The 21,295-nt window shown below is 42.8% G+C and carries 19 protein-coding genes and 1 riboswitch; of the genes, 2 read left to right on the plus strand and 17 right to left on the minus strand.

The features are described 5' to 3' along the window. Nucleotides 1-7: 7 nt before the first annotated feature. The 4 genes from CVD28_RS28145 to CVD28_RS14795 all read right to left on the minus strand — a co-directional run bounded on the left by CVD28_RS28145 (nt 8) and on the right by CVD28_RS14795 (nt 3,464). Nucleotides 8-181: a hypothetical protein gene (locus CVD28_RS28145; RefSeq protein ID WP_180954177.1), complete on the minus strand. Its 174-nt coding sequence runs from the start codon at nt 179-181 to the stop codon at nt 8-10. An 83-nt stretch (nt 182-264) separates the two neighbouring features. Beyond that, nucleotides 265-1,026, minus strand: coding sequence for a succinate dehydrogenase iron-sulfur subunit (gene sdhB / locus CVD28_RS14785; RefSeq protein WP_101593150.1), 762 nt, complete (start codon nt 1,024-1,026; stop codon nt 265-267). 3 nt (nt 1,027-1,029) lie between these two features. Then, nucleotides 1,030-2,790, minus strand: coding sequence for a succinate dehydrogenase flavoprotein subunit (gene sdhA / locus CVD28_RS14790; protein ID WP_101593151.1), 1,761 nt, complete (start codon nt 2,788-2,790; stop codon nt 1,030-1,032). A 65-nt stretch (nt 2,791-2,855) separates the two neighbouring features. Beyond that, nucleotides 2,856-3,464 (minus strand): succinate dehydrogenase cytochrome b558 subunit, encoded by a 609-nt coding sequence (locus CVD28_RS14795; protein WP_101593152.1) that lies wholly within the window; start codon nt 3,462-3,464, stop codon nt 2,856-2,858. A 352-nt stretch (nt 3,465-3,816) separates the two neighbouring features. Here CVD28_RS14795 and CVD28_RS14800 point away from each other — a divergent pair, with 352 nt between their 5' ends. Further along, nucleotides 3,817-4,272 (plus strand): YslB family protein, encoded by a 456-nt coding sequence (locus tag CVD28_RS14800; protein WP_101593153.1) that lies wholly within the window; start codon nt 3,817-3,819, stop codon nt 4,270-4,272. A 147-nt stretch (nt 4,273-4,419) separates the two neighbouring features. On the opposite strand, the gene CVD28_RS14805 is transcribed toward CVD28_RS14800, so the two are convergent. The 13 genes from CVD28_RS14805 to zapA form a co-directional block, all read right to left on the minus strand. Next, nucleotides 4,420-5,649, minus strand: a complete 1,230-nt coding sequence (locus CVD28_RS14805) for an aspartate kinase (protein WP_101593154.1) — start codon at nt 5,647-5,649, stop codon at nt 4,420-4,422. 114 nt (nt 5,650-5,763) lie between these two features. Then, nucleotides 5,764-5,937: riboswitch (Lysine riboswitch) on the minus strand. A gap of 69 nt (nt 5,938-6,006) precedes the next feature. Further along, complete coding sequence (uvrC, locus tag CVD28_RS14810; RefSeq protein WP_101593155.1) at nt 6,007-7,779, minus strand: excinuclease ABC subunit UvrC; 1,773 nt, start codon at nt 7,777-7,779, stop codon at nt 6,007-6,009. A gap of 396 nt (nt 7,780-8,175) precedes the next feature. Then, the gene (trxA, locus tag CVD28_RS14815) at nt 8,176-8,490 is read right to left on the minus strand and encodes a thioredoxin (RefSeq protein ID WP_101593156.1); all 315 of its coding nucleotides are present in this window, start codon (nt 8,488-8,490) and stop codon (nt 8,176-8,178) included. Between the two features lie 331 nt (nt 8,491-8,821). Next, nucleotides 8,822-9,799, minus strand: coding sequence for an electron transfer flavoprotein subunit alpha/FixB family protein (locus tag CVD28_RS14820; RefSeq protein ID WP_101593157.1), 978 nt, complete (start codon nt 9,797-9,799; stop codon nt 8,822-8,824). 41 nt (nt 9,800-9,840) lie between these two features. Further along, complete coding sequence (locus CVD28_RS14825; protein ID WP_101593158.1) at nt 9,841-10,614, minus strand: electron transfer flavoprotein subunit beta/FixA family protein; 774 nt, start codon at nt 10,612-10,614, stop codon at nt 9,841-9,843. Nucleotides 10,615-10,665: 51 nt separating this feature from the next. After that, nucleotides 10,666-11,439 (minus strand): enoyl-CoA hydratase, encoded by a 774-nt coding sequence (locus tag CVD28_RS14830; protein ID WP_101593159.1) that lies wholly within the window; start codon nt 11,437-11,439, stop codon nt 10,666-10,668. Between the two features lie 86 nt (nt 11,440-11,525). Continuing rightward, nucleotides 11,526-12,110, minus strand: coding sequence for a TetR/AcrR family transcriptional regulator (locus CVD28_RS14835; RefSeq protein WP_101593160.1), 585 nt, complete (start codon nt 12,108-12,110; stop codon nt 11,526-11,528). Nucleotides 12,111-12,349: 239 nt separating this feature from the next. Beyond that, a complete protein-coding gene (locus CVD28_RS14840; protein WP_101593161.1) occupies nt 12,350-14,044 on the minus strand; it encodes a long-chain-fatty-acid--CoA ligase in 1,695 nt (564 codons plus the stop codon). Nucleotides 14,045-14,407: 363 nt separating this feature from the next. After that, entirely contained in the window at nt 14,408-14,815 is a 408-nt protein-coding gene (locus CVD28_RS14845) for a DUF350 domain-containing protein (protein WP_101593162.1), read from the minus strand. Nucleotides 14,816-14,831: 16 nt separating this feature from the next. Further along, on the minus strand, nt 14,832-17,186 hold the full coding sequence (locus tag CVD28_RS14850; protein WP_101593163.1) for an endonuclease MutS2: 2,355 nt from the start codon (nt 17,184-17,186) through the stop codon (nt 14,832-14,834). A gap of 41 nt (nt 17,187-17,227) precedes the next feature. Then, nucleotides 17,228-18,946 (minus strand): DNA polymerase/3'-5' exonuclease PolX, encoded by a 1,719-nt coding sequence (polX, locus tag CVD28_RS14855; protein WP_101593164.1) that lies wholly within the window; start codon nt 18,944-18,946, stop codon nt 17,228-17,230. A gap of 296 nt (nt 18,947-19,242) precedes the next feature. Then, nucleotides 19,243-19,785 (minus strand): CvpA family protein, encoded by a 543-nt coding sequence (locus CVD28_RS14860; protein ID WP_101593165.1) that lies wholly within the window; start codon nt 19,783-19,785, stop codon nt 19,243-19,245. 5 nt (nt 19,786-19,790) lie between these two features. Next, nucleotides 19,791-20,051, minus strand: coding sequence for a cell division protein ZapA (zapA, locus tag CVD28_RS14865; RefSeq protein WP_101593166.1), 261 nt, complete (start codon nt 20,049-20,051; stop codon nt 19,791-19,793). Nucleotides 20,052-20,240: 189 nt separating this feature from the next. On the opposite strand from zapA, the gene rnhC reads away from it, so the two are divergent. Further along, nucleotides 20,241-21,203: a ribonuclease HIII gene (gene rnhC / locus CVD28_RS14870; RefSeq protein ID WP_101593167.1), complete on the plus strand. Its 963-nt coding sequence runs from the start codon at nt 20,241-20,243 to the stop codon at nt 21,201-21,203. Nucleotides 21,204-21,295: the final 92 nt, after the last annotated feature.

Consider the following 21,295-nt stretch of genomic DNA (forward strand, 5'->3'; position numbering starts at 1 on the left):
AAGGATTTTACTTGATTAGATACTTTTTCTGTAAAAGGGCAGAGCTGTCCGCTTGGACATTGGATTGGCTTCCTTGAAAAAACACCGCACGAAGGAAATGCAAAGCATTTTCGAGGAGTCTCACGCCTTCCGCTCCAATCAAAATAGCGGCAAATTCAACAATGAGCTTTAAAAAAGCCAATAAAAAGGAGCCTTCATAATAGCTGAAGGCCCCCTTTTATTCATGCTAGCTTCGCCAAGAGGATTAATTACTTAACTATCTAATTAAACCTGGTCGCTTCCGAAGAAATTACGGAAGGATTGCAGGGTAGTATCCCTGTTTAATGCTGCGATAGAAGTTGTTAATGGAATCCCTTTCGGGCAAGACATAACACAGTTTTGCGAATTACCGCAGTTTGCCAGGCCTCCATCACCCATGATAGCATTCAGGCGTTCTGCCTTGTTCATTTCACCAGTTGGGTGAGCGTTAAATAAACGCACCTGAGAAAGCGGCTGGGGACCGATAAAATCAGAGTTGCTGTTAACGTTCGGGCATGCTTCCAGGCAAACACCGCATGTCATACATTTAGAAAGCTCGTACGCCCATTGGCGCTTTCTTTCAGGCATACGTGGTCCAGGTCCAAGATCATATGTTCCATCAATAGGAATCCATGCCTTTACCTTTTTCAGGGAGTCAAACATGCGGCTGCGATCTACCTGAAGGTCACGGACTACCGGGAAGGTGCGCATAGGCTCCAGCCGGATTGGCTGTTCCAATTGATCCACCAGCGCCGTACAGGATTGGCGAGGCTTGCCGTTGATGACCATAGAGCATGCACCGCAAACTTCTTCAAGACAGTTCATGTCCCAGGCAACCGGAGTTGTTTGTTTTCCTGTTGCATTCACTGGATTTCGGCGCAGCTCCATAAGTGCTGAAATTACGTTCATATTAGGTCGATATGCGATTTCAAATTCTTCCGTATAAGGGGCAGAATCTGGCTGATCTTGACGTGTGATCACAAAACGTACTGTTTTATTCTCGGCCATTTGTTAATTTTCTCCCTTCTTCTTGGAGTAGTCGCGTTTACGAGGCTTGATCATGGAAACATCCACGTCCTCATAATGGAACTCAGGAGCACTTGTTAAGCCGGTAAACTTGGCCATTGTTGTTTTCAGGAAATCTTCATCATTGCGGTCCGGGAAATCTGGCTTGTAATGGGCACCGCGGCTTTCATTACGGTTATACGCTCCGATTGTAATAACCCTTGCAAGCTGTAGCATATTTTGAAGCTGGCGGGTAAATGCTGCACCCTGATTGCTCCATTTAGCCGTATCGTTAATATTGATATTGTTCCAGCGCTCGATAAGCTCCTGGATCTTTTGGTCAGTTTTTAATAGCTTGTCATTGTGACGAACAACCGTTACATTATCAGTCATCCACTCGCCAAGCTCTTTATGAAGCACATAGGCATTCTCCGTGCCATTAAGTGACATAATATTATTCCACTTTTCTTCTTCTTGCTTTACGAAACCTTCAAATAATGAAGAATCAAGGGAATCAGCACCTTTTTCAAGGCCCTCGATATAATGGACAGCCTTTGGTCCAGCCACCATTCCTCCATAAATTGCAGATAGCAGGGAGTTTGCGCCAAGACGGTTTGCACCGTGCTGAGAATAATCACATTCCCCGGCAGCAAACAAGCCTGGAATATTAGTCATCTGGTCATAATCAACCCATAGTCCGCCCATTGAATAATGGACAGCAGGGAATATTTTCATAGGAACCTTGCGAGGATCATCTCCCATGAATTTTTCATAGATTTCGATGATTCCGCCAAGCTTAATATCCAGCTCTTTTGGATCTTTATGTGAAAGATCCAGATAAACCATGTTTTCACCATTGATGCCCAGCTTTTGGTTAACGCACACGTCAAAGATTTCACGTGTTGCAATATCACGGGGAACCAGGTTTCCATACGCAGGATACTTTTCTTCAAGGAAGTACCATGGTTTTCCGTCTTTATATGTCCATACACGGCCGCCTTCACCACGGGCAGATTCACTCATCAGACGAAGCTTGTCATCCCCCGGAATAGCAGTCGGGTGAATCTGGATAAACTCCCCATTCGCATAATAAACGCCCTGCTGATATACAATGGAAGCAGCAGATCCAGTATTGATAATTGAATTTGTAGATTTACCAAAGATGATTCCAGGCCCGCCAGTCGCCATAATGACTGCATCGGCCGGGAAGGCTTGAACTCTCATATCTTTAAGGTTTTGCGCAGTTATCCCGCGGCAAACCCCAGATTCATCGATTACTGCCCCTAGAAATTCCCAGCCCTCGTATTTTGTGACAAGCCCTGCCACTTCATAGCGGCGAACCTGCTCATCAAGAGCATATAACAGCTGCTGCCCGGTTGTTGCTCCGGCAAAAGCTGTTCTGTGGTGCTGCGTGCCTCCGAAACGGCGGAAATCAAGCAAACCTTCAGGTGTACGGTTAAACATAACACCCATTCTGTCAAGCATATGGATAATCGCCGGAGCCGCTTTTGTCATTGCCTCTACAGGCGGCTGATTAGCAAGGAAATCCCCGCCATAAACTGTATCATCAAAGTGCTCCCAAGGTGAATCTCCTTCACCTTTTGTATTAACCGCACCGTTAATTCCGCCCTGCGCGCAAACAGAGTGGGAGCGTTTCACTGGTACCAGTGAGAATAACTCAACTTGCTGTCCTTCTTCAGCAGCCTTGATGGTAGCCATAAGTCCAGCCAGACCGCCGCCGACAACGATAATTTTCCCTTTACCCAAACTTGCTCACTCCCTTAATCAATATCAAAGCATTCGAACGCTTTGACGAAAAGATCTATCTATTATTATATGAATGCTAAAATAGTACGAATCCCTACTAAAGAAAGAGCGATAAAGATGCCCATTGTAACATATGTTGAAATCCTTTGTGAACGCGGTGATACCGTTAGTCCCCAGCTGACTGCGAAAGACCATAAGCCATTGGCAAAGTGGAAAATAGCAGAAATGATACCAATAAGATAAAAAGCAACCATTAAAGGATTTGAAAGAATGTTTTCCATCATTTGAAAGTTAACTTCAGAACCAAAAGCAGCCTGAACTCTAGTTTCCCAAACATGCCAGGCAACAAATACTAGAGTTATAATTCCGGTTACACGCTGAAGCATGAACATCCAGTTGCGAAAAAATCCAAATTTGCTAACATTGTTTTTCGCTGTAAATGCTATGTATATCCCATAAATCGCATGATAAAGAAGCGGCAAATAAATTACTACCGTTTCTAAAACAATCCGGAAAGGAAGCCCCTCCATAAAATGTGCAGCATCATTGAATGATTCTGGCCCTTTTGTTGCAAAGTGATTAACTACCAAATGCTGAATGAGGAACACACCTACAGGGATTACTCCCAGCAGTGAATGTAACCTGCGATAGGCAAACTCTCGATTTTTTGCCATACAATACCCCCCCTTATAAATAAAAAAGCAATGCATGGCATTAATTCCCCCTGCCGCTGCAATACTCCGAAAATGATTTTTCGTCATTTTCTAACAATTATGTGACATGTCCATTTTACTCCCTCAATCTATTAGCGTCAAGAAAACGGATACAACATTATTTCTTTAGTAAAATAGAAATATTTTAAATATTAAAATATTGTTAACCTTAATAAAAACCTTTCCATTACTGCCGGAATATCAGTTATAAATATACCAAAATAGTTATTTATAAATATATATTCCAGGAAATAATTTATTCTGCTGCAGCCTAAAAGCGTATATAATGTAAAAATAGAAAGAGGAGATGAACATGGAAAAAAATACTTCGACAAATTTACAGGACAACTTGAATTCGGAAGATCTGATGTCTTCGTTTGGATACGAATTGATCAGAGACATGCTTCTGCCTGATATTCTCGGCAAGGATGCCCCGCAAATTCTTTATTGGGCCGGGAAACAGCTGGCCCGGAAATTCCCTTTAAGCGGTGCAGAAGAAGTAGCTTCATTCTTTCAAAATGCCGGCTGGGGCAGCCTCCAACTAGCTAAACAAAGCAGGAATACATACGAGTTTGAACTTACTGGCAACATTATCGCTCGCCGGCTTTTCATGTATCCGGATGGTCATTTCCAATTAGAGGCAGGTTTCCTGGCTGAACAGCTTTCCCTTCAGAAAAAGATGCTCGCGGAAGCTGTTGAAGAAAAGAAGAAACGGGCCGGCAAGGTCATCCTCACTGTTAAATGTGATACGAAAGATAACATGGAGTAACAGCAATTGATCAATGGATTGTGTTATTATCGAGACACCGGGTCAGGTACGACAAGGTGTCTCTTACCCGTTAAGGCATATTACCCGCAGCATTTTTTCAAAGGTTTCGTCCAGTTTAGTACAAAACGGCATCCCCCATGACCGTTTTTACAATACTTGTACTGCTTCCAGGTTGAAGGCTTTATGAAGGGCCTTTACCGCATTAAGCATCTGAGCTTCTGCAACCACAGTTGATACTTTAATTTCTGATGTACTTACCATTTTGATTTGAATTTCATTTTCTGCCAGTACCTGGAACATTTCTGCCGCTACACCCGGATTGGATACCATTCCAGATCCTACAATGGAAACCTTTGCAAGATCTGTTTCAGTTTCAACATGCGTGAAATTAAGCTGCTCCTTATATGTATTAAGGACTTCAACTGTTTCTTGTACATCCTCACTATTAATGGAAAAAGAAAGACTGGTGCTGTTTTGCTCCTGAGTCATGCTTTGGATGATTATATCTACATTAATGTGGTGTTTTGCCAGAGTAGTGAATATCGTTGATAGCGTACCAATTTTTCCGGATAGCCCGCAAACTGTCATTCTGGTAATTCCATCTTCAAAAGCAATGCCTCTAACTACCAAGTTTTGTTCCATTGTTGCTTCCTCCTCAATAATTGTACCTGGAACTCGTTCCATGCTTGATCTGACCTGCAAAGGAATTTTATAATTTTTGGCAAACTCGACAGCCCTTGGATGCAGAACTCCCGCTCCTAAGTTAGCAAGCTCCAGCATTTCATCATAGGAAACGGAAAGCAGCTTTCTTGCTCCTTCAACATAACGCGGGTCTGTCGTATAAACTCCGGTTACATCCGTATAAATATCACATTTCTCCGCTTTTAATGCTGCTGCCAATGCTACAGCTGTTGTATCAGAACCGCCTCTGCCAAGCGTTGTTATTTCCCTGTCCGCAGTCCAGCCCTGGAACCCTGCCACAACAACAATTTTCCCCTTTTTAAGCCTATCAAGGATTTTTCCTGTTTCAATATTCATTATTCTTGCATTTGAATGTACTGGCTCTGTCTCTATTCCAGCCTGCCAGCCGGTGTAGGAAACTGCTTCCTGGCCTAACTCGTTCAAAGTCATCGCCAGCAAAGAAATCGTTATTTGCTCTCCGGTTGTAAGAAGCATGTCCATTTCTCTCTTGCTTGGAAACGGGGAGATTTCCTTTGCCATTGAAACCAAGTGATCCGTAGTTTTCCCCATGGCCGACACCACAACAACTACTTGATTGCCATTCCGAACTTCCTCTATAGCCCTCTCGGCTACATTTCTGATTTTCTCAACACTGCCAACTGAAGTTCCTCCGAACTTTTGTACAATTATGCCCACGCTGCTATCCCCTCTCTATCGGTTCCCAACAAACCTTTCTTCATTCGTTTCAACAAAAAAAGCAATGAGAATATTATCTCATTGCTGTGAGGTACGCAAAAAATACGCAAGACACAGTGAGATAGCTCTCCAAGAACATTCTTGACAATCCGGTTTTTATTTAAAACCGGACCAGCAAGGCAAGCTATGAGGCTGCCTCACTTCGGCGATTTCCCCTTTCCAGGCTTTTCGTTGAAGCTCATACTTCTCCAAGCCTGTACTATTGAATCTCGCACCTCTATCACCACTTTAATATGGTAAAGTTTAAACGTATGAATTTAAAAACGATTATAGCATAGGTATACGACAGTGACAATGTTATTCCTGTAATTTTCTAACGATTTCATCCGCCAGTGCTGCCGGCATACCAGCTGCTATTATTTCCTCAACGGTAGCTTCTTTCATTTTCTTAACGGATCCGAAGTGTTTTAATAACATCTTCCTTCGTTTTTCTCCAACTCCTGGAATATCATCCAGCGTGGATTGGAAGGCATTTTTTCCTCGTAATTGACGGTGGAATGTGATAGCAAAACGGTGAACTTCATCCTGAATCCGCTGAAGCAGATAAAATTCCTGGCTTCTTCGGTCAAGCTCAACCATTTCAAGCGGGCTTCCAATCATTAATTGTGAGGTCCGGTGCTTTTCATCCTTTACCAGCCCGGCTAGGGGCACATCGAGTCCCAGCTCATTTTCCAAAATATCGCGAACCCCTTCAACATGACCTTTTCCGCCATCAATAATAATTAAATCGGGTAAAGGCAGACCTTCCTTTAATACTCTGCTGTACCTTCGTCTAACTACTTCCCTCATGGATTCATAGTCGTCAGGACCTTTTACTGTTTTAATATTATATTTTCGATATTCCCGTTTTTCCGGTTTTCCATCAATGAAAACTACCATTGCTGAAACAGGATTCGTTCCCTGGATGTTCGAGTTGTCGAAAGCTTCTATTCTATGCGGAGTGTATATCCCTAGCTGCTGACCAAGACTTTCCACAGCCTTTATTGTCCGGTCTTCATCGCGTTCAATTAAGGAAAATTTCTCTTGGAGAGCGATCGCTGCATTTTTGCTGGCGAGCTTCAATAAATCCTTCTTCTGTCCTCTCTTTGGCTGCAAAACCCTAACTTCCAGCAATTTTTCTGCCAGCCCTGCATCAATAGACTCAGGAAGCAGAATTTCCTTTGGCTTGAAGTGATTGACCTGTGAGTAAAATTGCCCCAGAAAAGTGAGCAGTTCCTCCTCCGGTTCACCATAAACCGGGAAGGTGGATACATCGCGCTCAATAAGCTTTCCCTGCCTGACGAAAAATACCTGGACGCACATCCATCCCTTATCAAAGGCAAAACCAAATACATCCCGGTCTGTAAAGTCTGTATTCATCATTTTTTGCTTTTCCATCGTTACTTCAATATGGGCAATTTTATCCCGGTATTCCTTTGCCCGCTCAAAGTCCAGCTCTTCTGCTGCAGCATGCATTTTTTCAGACAGCTCTTTTTTTATATCCTTATATCCTCCATTAAGAAAACGGGTAATATCTTCTACAATGGTTTTATATTCAGTATCGGAAACCTTATAAACACAAGGCGCGAGGCATTGTCCAAGGTGGTGATATAAACAGACCCGATCGGGAAGGGTGGAGCATTTCCGCAGCGGATAAATCCGGTCGAGCAGCTTTTTTGTTTCATTCGCTGCAATTACATTTGGATAGGGTCCAAAGTATTTTCCCCCGTCCTTTTTTACCTTCCGGGTGGTAATCAGCCTGGGATGCCTTTCCGATGTTAGCTTAATAAATGGGTACGTTTTATCATCTTTAAGCATGACATTGTACTTTGGATCATGTTTTTTGATTAAGTTGAGTTCAAGAATTAGCGCTTCGATATCCGATGAGGTAACAATGTATTCGAAGTCTTCGATTTCATTTACGAGCCTTAAGGTTTTTCCGTCATGCGAGCCGGTGAAATAGGATCTGACCCGATTCTTCAAAACCTTCGCCTTGCCGACATAGATAATTGTTCCCTGTCGGTCCTTCATTAAATAACAGCCGGATTGATCAGGCAGAATCGCCAGCTTATCCTTAATTCGCTGATTCATTTTAGTCCTCCTTTCTGAAGTAGTTTAAAAGTGACTAATAGTTTTTTATAAAAAGGCCATTGCATGGGCCATATATGCTATCTTCCATCATATAGCGGTTTGCCGGGATAATCAATTAACAGATTCTGCCCAGCAAAAGAAATGCGAAAAGCGCCCTGATCAGGGAAGAACGGCTAAGATCGCAACAATCGAGGCCGACTAAACCGCCACGTCCTCACAAAGCTGTCGGTTTGTTTTGTGCGATGAATCACTGCCGTAGTGTTCCTTGTCCTGTGCATCTGGGCTGGAGGGCTGGAGCTAGACATGTGTACACTTTAAAAAAGTAAATTTTTTATTTAGAAAAAAAGAAAACCCTGCACATTGGCAAGGTTTTCGATATTTGAGCGGGTACGCCTATTAAGAGTGTTTTGATAATAGCTCAGCTAATGCTTCTTTAGGCTGGAAACCAACCACTTTATCGACTACTTCACCGTTTTTGAATACTAATAAAGTAGGGATGCTCATAACGCTGAACTTTCCTGCTGTCTCCTGATTTTCATCAACATCAAGTTTAACGATTTTCAATTTATCGCCCATTTCTGAATCAAGTTCTTCAAGAACTGGAGCAATCATTTTACAAGGTCCGCACCATGGTGCCCAAAAGTCTGCCAGAACAAGACCCTGGCTGGTTTCAGTAGAAAATGTTTGGTCAGTAACGTTTACAATTGCCATAAAATTATGCCTCCTAATGAGTTGGTAAATAGCTAAAAATAGTATAGCATTGTTTAATTCCATCAGCTAATTTTTTGCTTCAAGGTTACTTTACCCTGAATTTGGTCAAATATCCTTATTTAGCGGTCAAGCTTCCTGCCAAAAGTATAGTGTACTAAGGCTGTGAAGGTCTTAGATCACAATATTCCGGAACCAAACCATGTTAAGTAATTGGATCATTTTTCATTATTCTTCTTTTTTCGCAAAAGCTGCCCTCTATGTAGCAAGACTCTAAATAATTTCGGAACCGAACATCGAAAAAAGACCCGGCGCCGGGCCTTTTCCATTTAATTTATGCGTTTACCTTTAACTTCTTGAACTCTTCTGTCAGCAGAGGAACTACCTCAAATAGGTCTCCTACAATTCCGTAGTCTGCAACCTTGAAAATGTTGGCTTCCGGATCTTTATTGATGGCAACGATAACCTTAGAATTGGACATACCTGCAAGATGCTGGATAGCTCCTGAAATTCCGCAAGCTATATAGAGGTCAGGAGTTACCACTTTACCTGTCTGGCCAATTTGAAGCGAGTAATCGCAATAATCTGCATCACATGCTCCACGGGATGCTCCAACAGCTCCTCCCAATACCTGTGCAAGCTCTTTTAGAGGATTGAATCCGTCAGCGCTCTTTACTCCGCGTCCACCTGCAATAATCACTTTTGCTTCAGAAAGATCGACACCTTCACTAGCTTTACGGACTACTTCTTTAATAACGGTACGAAGGTCTTTAACTTCAGCTGAAAGTAAAGTTACATCACCTGAACGGGATTCATCCTTTTCAAGCGGTGCGATATTGTTAGGGCGAATCGTCGCAAAAATCAGGCCATCGGTAATGATTTTCTTTTCAAATGCTTTTCCTGAGTAAATAGGACGAACGAATACCAGATTGCCTCCGTTTTCCTCAATATCTGTTACGTCAGAAACTAAACCGGAATTCAGCTTGCTAGCAATTCGTGGTGAAAGATCTTTTCCAAGTGCTGTATGGCCGAAGAAAATCCCTTCAGGTTTTTCAGATTCAACTACAGCCATAAGTGCCTGTGTGAATCCATCGGATGTATATTGCTTTAATTTTTCATCTTCTACCGCTACTACACGATCCGCACCGTAGTGAATTAATGATTGGCCTAATGACTGAACACCGTCACCAATTAATACGCCGACAACCTCTCCGCCTTCAGCAGCCATTTTTGCCGCTGCAATCGCTTCAAAGGATACATTCCGAAGAGCGCCATCGCGAACCTCTCCCAATACAAGAACTTTTCTAGACATCTATATAACCTCCTGTGCATTTTTAAAAGGATGGATTACGATTAAATTACTTTTGCTTCTGTATGAAGTAATTTAACTAGCTCGGATACCTGCTGAGGGATATCTCCGCTGAGTACCTTGCCTGCTTCTTTTTTAGGCGGCAGGTAAACTTCAATTGTTTTTGTTTTTGCTTCCACGTCGTCTTCTTCAAGATCCAGGTCATCAAGCTCCAATTCTTCAAGCGGTTTCTTCTTCGCTTTCATGATCCCTGGAAGTGAAGGATATCGTGGTTCATTTAAGCCCTGTTGAGCAGTTACGAGGATTGGAAGAGAAGCGCCTATTACTTCAGAATCCCCTTCAACATCACGGACAACGCTTACATTTTGGCCGTCAATTTCAAGTTTTGTAATTGTTGTGATATATGGAATATCCAATAACTCAGCAACGCGCGGTCCAACCTGGCCTGACCCGCCGTCAATTGCTACATTGCCGGCAATAATCAAATCTGCTTCTTTATCCTTCAGGTACTCAGCCAGAATCTTGGCAGTAGAGAACTGATCTCCATTTTCAAGGTCATCCTCGGTGTTGATCAATACAGCCTTGTCTGCTCCCATAGCTAGAGCTGTACGAAGCTGCTTTTCTGCTTCTTCGGAACCAACCGTTACTACTGTGACTTCCCCGCCCTGTGCATCGCGGACCGTAATTGCTTCTTCTACCGCATACTCATCGTATGGATTAATAATAAATTCAGCGCCATCCTCGTTGATTTTCCCGCCAGACAGAGTTATTTTTTCTTCTGTATCAAAGGTCCTTTTCAGCAATACATAAATATTCACGGGTATTCCCCTCCTAATTAATTTCAGTATACTTAAAATCTATCAACCTACCTAATTTCCTTTAAAGACAGGCTCCCTTTTTTCCAAAAAAGCGCTGATTCCTTCTTTTGCATCAGCGGAAACGAAAACTTTCCCAAATAACTCTGCTTCCTTTTCAACGCCCTTATAGTAAGATTCAGGCTTGGAATAGTTCAGCAGCTCGATTGCTGTCTTGATTGCAAGCGGGCTTTTCTTAGCTATTTTAACCGCCAGTTCCTGCGCCTTTGGAAAAAGATCTTCCTCCGAGTACGCATGGTTGGCCAGGCCATAATGAGCAGCCTGTGTTCCGGTAATCGGCTCGCTGGTAAATAGCATTTCTGCTGCCTTGGCAGGACCAACATAGCGCGGCAGCCGCTGTGATCCAGCGAAACCGGGTACAATTCCGAGCTGAAGCTCTGGGAGTCCAAGCTTTGCATTTTCTGTTACAAGCCTGATATGGCATGACATTGCCAATTCAAGTCCGCCCCCAAGTGCGGCTCCATGGATAGCGGCAATCACCGGTTTTGGAAAGGTTTCAATTCGTTCGAACAAGTCCTGGCCTCTTGAGGCCAAGCGTGCAAATTCTTCGCCGCTTTCTATGGTTGTGAATTCCTTGATATCCGCTCCGGCTGAAAAGAATCTTCCTTCACCCTTAAGCAAAATAACCCTGACAGATTCATTCGATTCGAATTCATCAAAGAGCACTGAAAGCTCTTGCAAAAGTACTGAGGATAATGCATTCGCAGGCGGCTTTTGTATGGTTACCTCAGCCACATGCCCCTCGATTGAGTAAGATAAGAATCCCAAATTTATACCCCCCTCTAGTTTTGTTAAATCGAAAACTCTTCTTTTATGTAGAACAGGATGGGCGGCCAGTTTCCCATCCCTATGCCCTAGCTGCGGCCGCAGCCGCCAACTAAGATCTGATGCACTTGCTTTGCCAGGTCGGTCAAGCTATATTTTTGCTCATTCATGACCCATGTGGTGGCAATTTCATCTATCGTCCCGAAGACCGTCTGCCTTGCCAGCCTAAGATTTAGATCCGGGCGGAATTCCCCGCTGGAGATTCCTTCCGTGATAATTTGGTCGATAAGATTTAAATAACCCCGCAGCACTTCATTTATCCTGTGCCTTAGCTCTTTATTGGACTGCCTTAATTCAAGCTGAGTCACAATGGCTAAATGGCGATCTTCAGAAAGAATCTCAAAATGTTTTTCGATTAACACTAATAATTTCTGCGTTGCCGCGTCTTTTCCTTTAATTTCTTCTTCAATTTTTTCAACAAAGTAACCCATTTTTTCATGAAACAAGGAGATCAGGATATCTTCTTTATTTTTAAAATAAAGATAAATTGTTCCGTCGGCAACGCCTGCTTGCTTTGCAATCCTTGAAACCTGTGCCTGGTGATAGCCATTTTCAGCAATGACAATAACTGCTGCGTCAATAATTTGTTTATATTTTGGTCTATTTTTCTTCAATGATAAAGCTCCTCTACAGAAAATGAATGAACCATCATTCATAATTTAATGATAAGCTGACACATTATTTCTGTCAAGAAAAAACTGCTATTCGGAGGCGTACCACCAGTATCAGATCGGCTACGGCTTGTATTGATATTAGGAACTTATCCCATTTTTTTATTTTAACCATTTGGGCGCAAGCATGTCCAGTAACACTCAAAAACCTGAGCCAGATTTATGGCTCGGGGAAAATATTTTTAGGCTTCTTTTCTTTCATCAATCTTTTGTTTTTCCTCATCGACAAGTGCCCGCCGCAGAATTTTTCCGACAGCCGTTTTTGGCAATTCATTTCTGAATTCATATAAACGCGGGACTTTATAAGCAGCCAAATGCTTTCTTGCAAACTGATTCAGTTCTTCCTCAGTTACTTTGGCCCCTTCTTTCAGAACAATATAAGCTTTAACGGTTTCCCCCCGATAAGGATCCGGGATTCCCGCCACAACAAGCTCTTGTATGTCTTTGTGTTCGTAAAGCACTTCTTCAATTTCACGAGGATAAATGTTATACCCTCCCGCTATGATCATATCCTTTTTCCGGTCAACCACATAAAAATAGCCGTCTTCATCCATATATCCGATGTCTCCTGTTAAAAACCACCCATTTCTGAACGACTGTTCCGTATCATCTGGCCTGTTCCAATACCCTTTCATTACCTGCGGCCCTTTTATACCTATTTCCCCTATTTCTTTAGGCGGCAATGGCTCTCCCGTTTCGGCAGATATGATGGCCGCCTCTGTATCTGGCCACGGAACGCCAATGCTTCCTTTTATCCTCGGGCGGTCCCAGACAAAATTAGCATGTGTAACAGGAGAGGTTTCTGTAAGTCCGTAACCTTCTACTAGTTTCCCGCCGGTTACTTCTTCAAATCTTTGCTGAATTTCAAGAGGCAGAGGTGCAGATCCGCTTATGCAAGCATCAATTGATGACAAATCATACTTTTTCAAATCCGGATGGTTCAATAATGCGATATAAATCGTTGGAGCACCCGGGAAAAGTGTAGGGCGCTGCTTTTGGATTGTTTTTAATGCTGTTTCTGCGTCGAATTTGGGAAGCAGGATCATTTTATTCCCCTGCATAATCGATAAGAACATTACAGTTGTCATTCCATACACATGGAAAAAAGGAATGATGCCAAGTACGCTTTCTTTTCCCTTGTGTCCTTTATACAGCCAGGCAGCGCACATTTTGGCATTTGAAACAAGGTTTTTATGTGTCAGCATGACTCCCTTTGGAAAACCGGTAGTCCCCCCTGTATATTGAAGTACTGCAAGATCATTTTCAAAATCAGACGAAAGTTCTATTTCTTCCGGAACAGCACCTTTTAGAATTTCATTAAGCAAGTGATTGCTGCCGCTATGTTCAACATTCACTGTTATACCATACTGTTTTTTCTGGATAAACGGATATATCAAGTTCTTTGGGAATGGCAGGAAGTCTTTGATAGCGGTTACAATAATATGCTCCAGCTTAGTTGCCGGCATAACCTTCGATGCACGGGGATACAAAATATCCATCGTTACAATAATCTTTGCACCCGAATCCTTCATCTGGTATTCAAGTTCGCGTTCCATATAAAGCGGATTGGTAGGTACAACTACACCGCCAGCAAGCATCGTCCCAAAAAAAGTAATGACTGATTGCGGACAGTTTGGCAGCATGATTGCTACCCGGTCTCCTTTTTCAAGACCAAGCTGTTTTAGATATGCAGCAAATTTCAGCGCGGAATGGTAGACTTCCTTGAACGTTAGTTTCTTCCCCATGAAATGTATAGAAGTCTGTTCAGGAAACTGCTCGGCCGCTTCTTTCAAAAATGCTGGCAGCGGAGTTTCTCCATAAGAAAGCTCATGAGGAATTTCCGATGGGTATAATGCTAGCCAGGGTTTTTGATCCAATAATTTTCCCTCCCTTTTCTTTGTTAAAAATTCAAACTATTCAATTTAATTATATTATACTTAAACTGCATTATACAATGACTAACAATTTCATCATTGCAAAATGCATGGTACGATAGACCCGACAAAAAAAGCACCCGGCCAAGAGAAAATCTTTGACAAGGTGCTTCCATACTTTTAACAGGCCTGCTGATATTTTTTCCTAAAAAAACTCAGGCCGGAAATCCATTAGTTCGGCAAACTCGTTAAGCTAGAAAATGCTTTTTTAAAAGAAAACCATATAAATTATACCTACCAGCAGGAATACTGCACATAAACCAAGGAGTACCTTTGCGAGTGTTTCCAAATCTAAAACCTCTCCTATTATGAGATACCTGCACCGATCACAAAGGATAGCCCGACAGAAATCATCAGTGATATTAAACCAACGGCACGGTTATCTTTTTCTATTTCTTTATCAATTTTAAAACCTGGTGTTAGAAATTCAAAAATAAAATAACTGGCTAACAAAAGGATAAATCCAAAAATCCCCCAGCTTATCATCGACAATAAAGAATTGTGCTGCAGGATTGAATGAGTAAAAATATTGGCTATGCCAAATATTTTTCCGCCTGTTGCCATTGCTACAGCCAAATTTCCCTTTTTAATTTCTTCCCAGTTCTTATACTTTGTCACCAGCTCGAAGACGGCAAGAAAAACCACGATGAAAAGGATGACGACGCTATAATTAGCAGCAGTATTCACGAACTCATTTTCCCAAAAGTTCTTCATAAGGTTAGCTCCCGATTTATTTAAACTCTACAACCGTCACACCTGATCCGCCTTCTCCCGCTTCCCCGAAGCGTATCTTTTTCACGGAGCGGTGATTTCGCAAATACTCCTGGACACCCTGTCTTAGCGCACCAGTGCCTTTGCCGTGAATGATGGAAACACGCGGGTAGCCAGCCAGCAGAGCATCATCAATATACTTTTCCACCCTGGAAAGGGCATTTTCAAATCTTTCTCCCCTTAAATCGAGTTCCAGGCTGACGTGGTAGTCCTTTCCGCGGACTGTAGCAAGGTGCTTCGTTTCCTTCGGCTTTTGGCTTTTTATATATTGGAGGTCTCGTTCTTTGACCTTCATTTTCATAATGCCCATTTGAACCTGCCACTCGTCTGATGAAACTTTCTCGACTAAGTGTCCTTTTTGGTTAAAGGTAATAACCTTGACCTCATCACCCGGCTGCCATTCGCGTTTTTCAGGTGCTGCAGCAGCTTTTTTCGACTTTTTCACAGCCGGTGCAGATTCTTCAATCCGCCTGCGCGCTTCGATTAGTTCATGCTCCTTCACTTCAGCATTTTTTTCAAGGGCGAGTTTTCTTAATTCACTAATTACTTCTTCAGCTTCACGTTTTGCTTTTTCAACAATTTCTGCTGCTTCCCGTGCAGCTTTGTCAATCAGCGAATCTTTTTCTTCATAATATTCCATAACCTGTTTTTGAAGGTCTTTATGAAGTTTTTCCGACTGCTTCAGATAATCGTTTGCATCTTCCCGCGCCTCTTCTGCCTTCTTCCGGCTCTCTTCCAGGGAAGCAATCATATTCTCTACTTTATTTGTATCTGCCCCAATATAGCCTCGAGCTATGTCAATTACCGAATCGCTCAGCCCCAGCCGCTTTGATATTTCAAACGCATTGCTTCGGCCGGGTACCCCGATTAATAAGCGGTACGTAGGGCTAAGTGTCTCAATGTCAAATTCCACACTCGCATTAATAACTCCCGGGCGATTATAGCCATACGCCTTAAGCTCCGGATAGTGCGTTGTCGCGATAACTCTGGCCCCTCTTTTATAGACCTCGTCAAGAATGGAAATAGCAAGTGCCGCCCCTTCCTGGGGATCAGTTCCTGCACCCAGTTCATCAAAAAGCACAAGGCTATCATGGTCCATGCGCTTTAAAATATCAACAATGTTAACCATATGGGAGGAGAAGGTACTCAAGCTCTGCTCGATAGACTGTTCATCGCCAATATCTGCATATACAGAACGGAAAACAGCGGCCTCTGAACCTTCCATTACTGGTATTTGCAATCCGGCCTGGACCATTAGCGTACATAGGCCGATCGTTTTAAGCGTGACTGTTTTACCGCCAGTGTTCGGTCCGGTTATAACGATTGTCGTAAAGTCGTCACCTAGAAAAATATCGTTCGCTACCACTACTTCTGGTGGGATTAGCGGATGCTTCGCCTTAAGAAGCTTCACCCTGCCTTCATTATTAAGCAGCGGCTTTGAAGCCTTTAGTTTTTTTGCATATTTCGCCTTGGCGAACATAAAATCAAGCTGGGCAAGCACTTTGACATTCTGCAGCAGCTCATGGGTTTGTTCCCCGACTGCTGCTGACAGTCCGATTAATATCCGTTCTATTTCCTGCTGTTCCAGAACCCGTGTTTCTTGAAGCACATTATTAAGCTGGATAATAACCTGCGGCTCAATAAACAAAGTTTGGCCGGACGATGATTGGTCATGAATTATCCCCCCATATGAGCTTCGGTATTCTTGTTTAACAGGAATAACAAAGCGGTCATTACGGATCGTAATAATTGCATCAGACAGCATCTTTTGGGCATTAGAGGAACGGATCATGCTTTCAAGCTTTTCTCTTACTCTTGCTTCATTCGTTCGCAGCTGATTGCGAAGAGTCCTCAGCTTATCGCTTGCCGAATCCATTACTTCGCCATTTTCACTTATAGCATTATTAATTAACCGCTGCAAATCCTGCTGCGGGGTAAATGCGTTCATGTATTCTGCAATAAACGGCAGTTCATGGCCATCCTCAAGCAATTCTCCGATAAAGCGCTCCAGCACCCTGCCTGCCCGAATGGTGCTGGAAATCTCCATTAGCTCCCCGGGACTCAGCATTCCGCCGATTTGCGCCCTTTTTGCATGCGGCCTTATATCAAAAATCCCGCCGAGCGGAACGTTCCCCCGCAAGCGGAAGGCCTTTGCTGCCTCATCCGTTTCTCCCTGCCATTTCACAACTTCATCAAAATCGACAGATGGTTCAAGCTGCTGGGCTTTTTCCTTCCCTATTGAAGAGGAGGCAAATGTAAGCAGCTGTTCTTTAATTTTATGAAATTCTAGCGTTCGCATTGCTTTATTATGCATGGAGTAAGTACCTCCTTAATTAGCCTGTATACTCCGGAAGCTTAATCATTTCTTTTTAAAAACGCAAGTAGATCATCTGGCTCTCTTGCATTTAACACGCTGGATTTCTTGATCCAGCCTTTCTTTGCAGCCGCTACTCCGATTTCCATATCTTCAAGCATTTCTATGCTGTGTGCATCAGTATTGATAACAAGCATAACACCGGCCTCCTGCGCTTTCCTGACATTCTCAGAGGAAAGATCAAGCCTGTTAGGGTTTGCGTTTAGCTCGAGGGCTGTATTCGTCTCTGCGGCCAGTTCAATCAGCATATCCATATCTGCATCATAGCCTTTGCGTCTGCCAATTACTCTTCCTGTTGGGTGGGCGATGATGTCAACATGTTTGTTTTCAAGCGCAGTTTTCAGCCGATGCATTATTTTTTCCCTTGGCTGTGAAAAACTCGAGTGAATGGAAGCAATGACGAGGTCCATTTCCTTTAAAAGGTCGTCATCATAATCAAGGGATCCATCCGGCAAAATATCCATTTCAATGCCAGAGAGGATCGTAATGTCATCATATTTCTTGTTCAATTCATGGATAATGGCTTTCTGTTCTCTTAATCGTTCAGGAGTCAGCCCGTTTGCCACCACCAAATAACGGGAGTGGTCTGTTATGGCCATATATTTATAACCCTTTGCACGGCATGCTTCGATCATTTCTTCTATAGAGTATGCCCCATCACTCCATGTAGAGTGCATATGGAGGTCACCTTGCATATCCGCTAGAGAGATCAGGTCACTAGCGGATATTTGTTTATCAACCTCAGTGCCATCCTCCCTTGCTTCAGGCGGGATGAATGGGAGTCCAAAATGTTCAAAGAACTCTTCTTCAGAATCAAAATTCAGAATTTCGCCGGTGTCCGGCTTTTCCACCCCATATTCACTGATTTTCTCTCCTCTATCCTTTGCCAGCTGCCTCATACGGACATTATGGTCCTTAGATCCTGTAAAATGGTGGAGGGTTGTGATGAATTCATGATTTTTTACGAGTCTGAAATCCACGGACACATCATATTCATAAGCCAAAGTCACGGAAACCTTTGTATCACCTGCTGCAATGACCTGGCTAACATGCGGGATTGCAAGCAGCTGTTCCTTCACGGAATCAGGATTATCTGTCGCAATAATAAAATCAAGATCTTTTATCGTTTCCTTCATCCGGCGGATACTGCCAGCGCGCGAGAATCTTTTTATGTCTTTCATTTCATTAAGAACTTGTTCAATCTGGTCTGCAATTGGCAGCATGAACGCGATCGGAAGGCGCTCAGGACGAGATCCGGCCTCCTGGATCGCAGCCAGAATCTTTTCTTCCGTTTTCTTGCCAAAGCCAGCAAGATCGCGAACCTTCCCTGCTTCACAAACAGACTTCAAATCTTCAATATTCTCTACCTGCAATTCTTTGTAAAGCTTGGCAATCTTCTTCCCGCCAAGCCCTGGAAGCTGAAGCAGCGGAACCAGTCCCTCAGGAACCTCCGCCTGCAGTTCCTCGAGTACTGAAGATCTTCCTTCATTTATAAACTCTTCAATAACAGCAGCTGTTCCCTTGCCTATCCCCGAAAGTACAGTAAAATCCTCAATGCCAGGCAGGCTCCGGTCATCAGTTTCCAGTGCTCCGGCTGCCTTTCTGAATGCAGAAACCTTAAATGGATTCTCGCCCTTTAATTCCATATATACCGCGATGCGCTCTAATAAACGAATCACATCTTTCTTATTAACAGACATTGTGTTCACCTGCAATTTTCACTAGATTTTCTTTCTTTAAGATACCGTGCTTCAAAAGAAATCACAACTCAGAAAAGCGGAAGCGCCCTTTTAGAGGAAGAACAGCTCATTTCCCCAAGCCCTCACAAAGCTCCTTCCTTATCCTGTTCGTCGGGGCCGGAGCTGTAGTAAGACATCTGTACTTGTTAAAAAGTTATACAATACATAGCACGCTCTTTGGTTCAGACGAAGAACCCTGCCACCACTAAACTGACAAGGTTCTTATTCATATATTTTTTTTAATTTTAGTGTCCGGTTCAGACTTGCACGTAATTGAACCAGAGTTCCTTAACCTTACTTGACAGCAGCGGAGTGTTCTTCACGATACCTTCGGCTATAAAAGAGTCGTTCAGCTGAGCCTGCAGAGGTTCAACCGGCACCAGAGCGGCTATGTATAATAGAATAAACATGATAAGATATACTTCTATAAGTCCTAAAAAGCCTCCGCCCCAAACATTCAATTGTTTTAATATCGGGAAGTGGGCAATAAAATCAAGCATTGATCCGAATAGCTGCCAGGCTATTTTGGCAGCGAAGAACAGAATTGCAAAAGCAATGGCATTATAAAAAGCGGTATCCAATCCCATTCCATCAAAGATCATTTTTAGTGCAGCTGTATTCCCAAAGCTAGGATAAGGCACCCACAGCTTCAGCTTTGGAGCCAAATCATCATAATACATATATGCAACTATAAAAGCTGCAAAAAAGCCTGTGATATGGATTAACTGAAGAATGAATCCCCGGCGGAGTCCAATCAGGAATCCAATTATGAGAATGGCTATAATGGCAAGATCAAACATTTACTTCAATCCTTTACTCTCTTTAATTCCAGTTCAAGCTGGTTTATTTCATCTTTTAGCTTTAAATAATCATGTACGGTATTAACAGCAGTTAAAACAGCAAGCTTACTTGTATCCAACGACGGATTCTTGGAGCTGATTTCTCGCATTTTATCATCAACCATAGATGCTACGAGCCGGATATGGCTAGAGCTTTCCGTACCTACTATGGTATATTGCTGTCCAAATATATCAACAGAAATTTTATTTTTCTTATCGTCTGACAAGATGATGCCCCCAATCCTAAAGAATCCTAAGTTATATCATAACATGAAACCCTTTCGCCTTGAAAGCATGACGAAACCATTTTATAGGCGTTGAATATTTTCCTTAAAAATTTAGGGTATAGAACATAACTATTACGGAAAATGAACATCGTTTCGTTCAAAAATTAAAAGCAAGGAGAGTATTAAGATATGTCAAATGTAGTTCTGCAATTATCACTTTCACAGATTGAAGCCATGAAAAAACATTATTTCAAATCCCTTTCAGATAAAAATCCCCCTGGAAGCATTTTTACAGCAAAGCCGGCCCAGTGCACAGTAACTGCCTATAAATCAGGAAAAGTTCTGTTTCAGGGAGCAAGCGCAGCCGCTGAAGCACAGCAATGGGGTTCTGTTTCTGCTTCTGGAACCGGAAAGCCCGTGAAAAAGCCGGCCTCCACATCATCGGTTAAAATACATAGCTACTCACCACCTTCCAATATCGGACAATTATCAGTCATCGGATCAGACGAGGTGGGAACAGGCGATTATTTCGGGCCAATAACAGTAGCGGCTGTCTATGTTAATAGTGATCAAATTGCTCTGCTAAAGGAGCTGGGAGTAAAAGATTCAAAATTCCTGAATGACTCACAGATTGTAAGTATAGCCTCTCAAATCAAACATATTGTTCCATACAGCTTGCTAATATGCGCTAACCCTAAATATAATGACATGCAGGCAAAAGGGATGTCCCAGGGAAAAATGAAGGCATTGCTCCATAATCAAGCCTTAAAGAACGTAATTGGAAAAATACTGCCCGAGGAAGCAGATGCTGTTTTGATCGACCAATTTGCCCAGCCTGGCGTGTTTTTCAATTACTTAAAAGGGCAGGAGTTATTTAAGTCCAAGCAAGTGTATTTAAGTACAAAAGCAGAGAGCATACATATGTCGGTTGCCGCAGCCTCCATACTTGCCCGATATGCCTTCGTTAAGCAGTTTGATAAATTATCAGAAGCGGCGGGATTCAAGATTCCAAAGGGGGCCGGCGGAGCGGTTGATGAGGCGGCAGCAAGGCTAATTCATGAGCGTGGGCTCGAGGCACTCTATGAATTTACGAAGGTGCATTTTGCGAATACTGAGAAAGCGAAGGGGCTTTATAATAAGAAGTATAAATAACCGCAAGTACGGCCGATTTTTATAACTGATAAATCCCGGATTATTTTTCTCTCACACCTTAAAAAGCTTTAAAGGCAAAACAAAAAGCAGTG

This window comes from Bacillus sp. M6-12 (assembly GCF_002860285.1).
Classification (GTDB): Bacteria; Bacillota; Bacilli; order Bacillales; family DSM-1321; genus Peribacillus.

Coding starts and splice junctions, on each gene's coding strand:
- sdhB (WP_101593150.1), bottom strand. CDS start 1,026: ATGGCCGAGAATAAAACAGTACGTTTTGTGATCACACGTCAAGATCAG.
- CVD28_RS14795 (WP_101593152.1), bottom strand. CDS start 3,464: ATGGCAAAAAATCGAGAGTTTGCCTATCGCAGGTTACATTCACTGCTG.
- CVD28_RS14800 (WP_101593153.1), top strand. CDS start 3,817: ATGGAAAAAAATACTTCGACAAATTTACAGGACAACTTGAATTCGGAA.
- uvrC (WP_101593155.1), bottom strand. CDS start 7,779: ATGAATCAGCGAATTAAGGATAAGCTGGCGATTCTGCCTGATCAATCC.
- trxA (WP_101593156.1), bottom strand. CDS start 8,490: ATGGCAATTGTAAACGTTACTGACCAAACATTTTCTACTGAAACCAGC.
- CVD28_RS14820 (WP_101593157.1), bottom strand. CDS start 9,799: ATGTCTAGAAAAGTTCTTGTATTGGGAGAGGTTCGCGATGGCGCTCTT.
- CVD28_RS14845 (WP_101593162.1), bottom strand. CDS start 14,815: ATGAAGAACTTTTGGGAAAATGAGTTCGTGAATACTGCTGCTAATTAT.
- CVD28_RS14850 (WP_101593163.1), bottom strand. CDS start 17,186: ATGCATAATAAAGCAATGCGAACGCTAGAATTTCATAAAATTAAAGAA.
- polX (WP_101593164.1), bottom strand. CDS start 18,946: ATGTCTGTTAATAAGAAAGATGTGATTCGTTTATTAGAGCGCATCGCG.
- CVD28_RS14860 (WP_101593165.1), bottom strand. CDS start 19,785: ATGTTTGATCTTGCCATTATAGCCATTCTCATAATTGGATTCCTGATT.
- rnhC (WP_101593167.1), top strand. CDS start 20,241: ATGTCAAATGTAGTTCTGCAATTATCACTTTCACAGATTGAAGCCATG.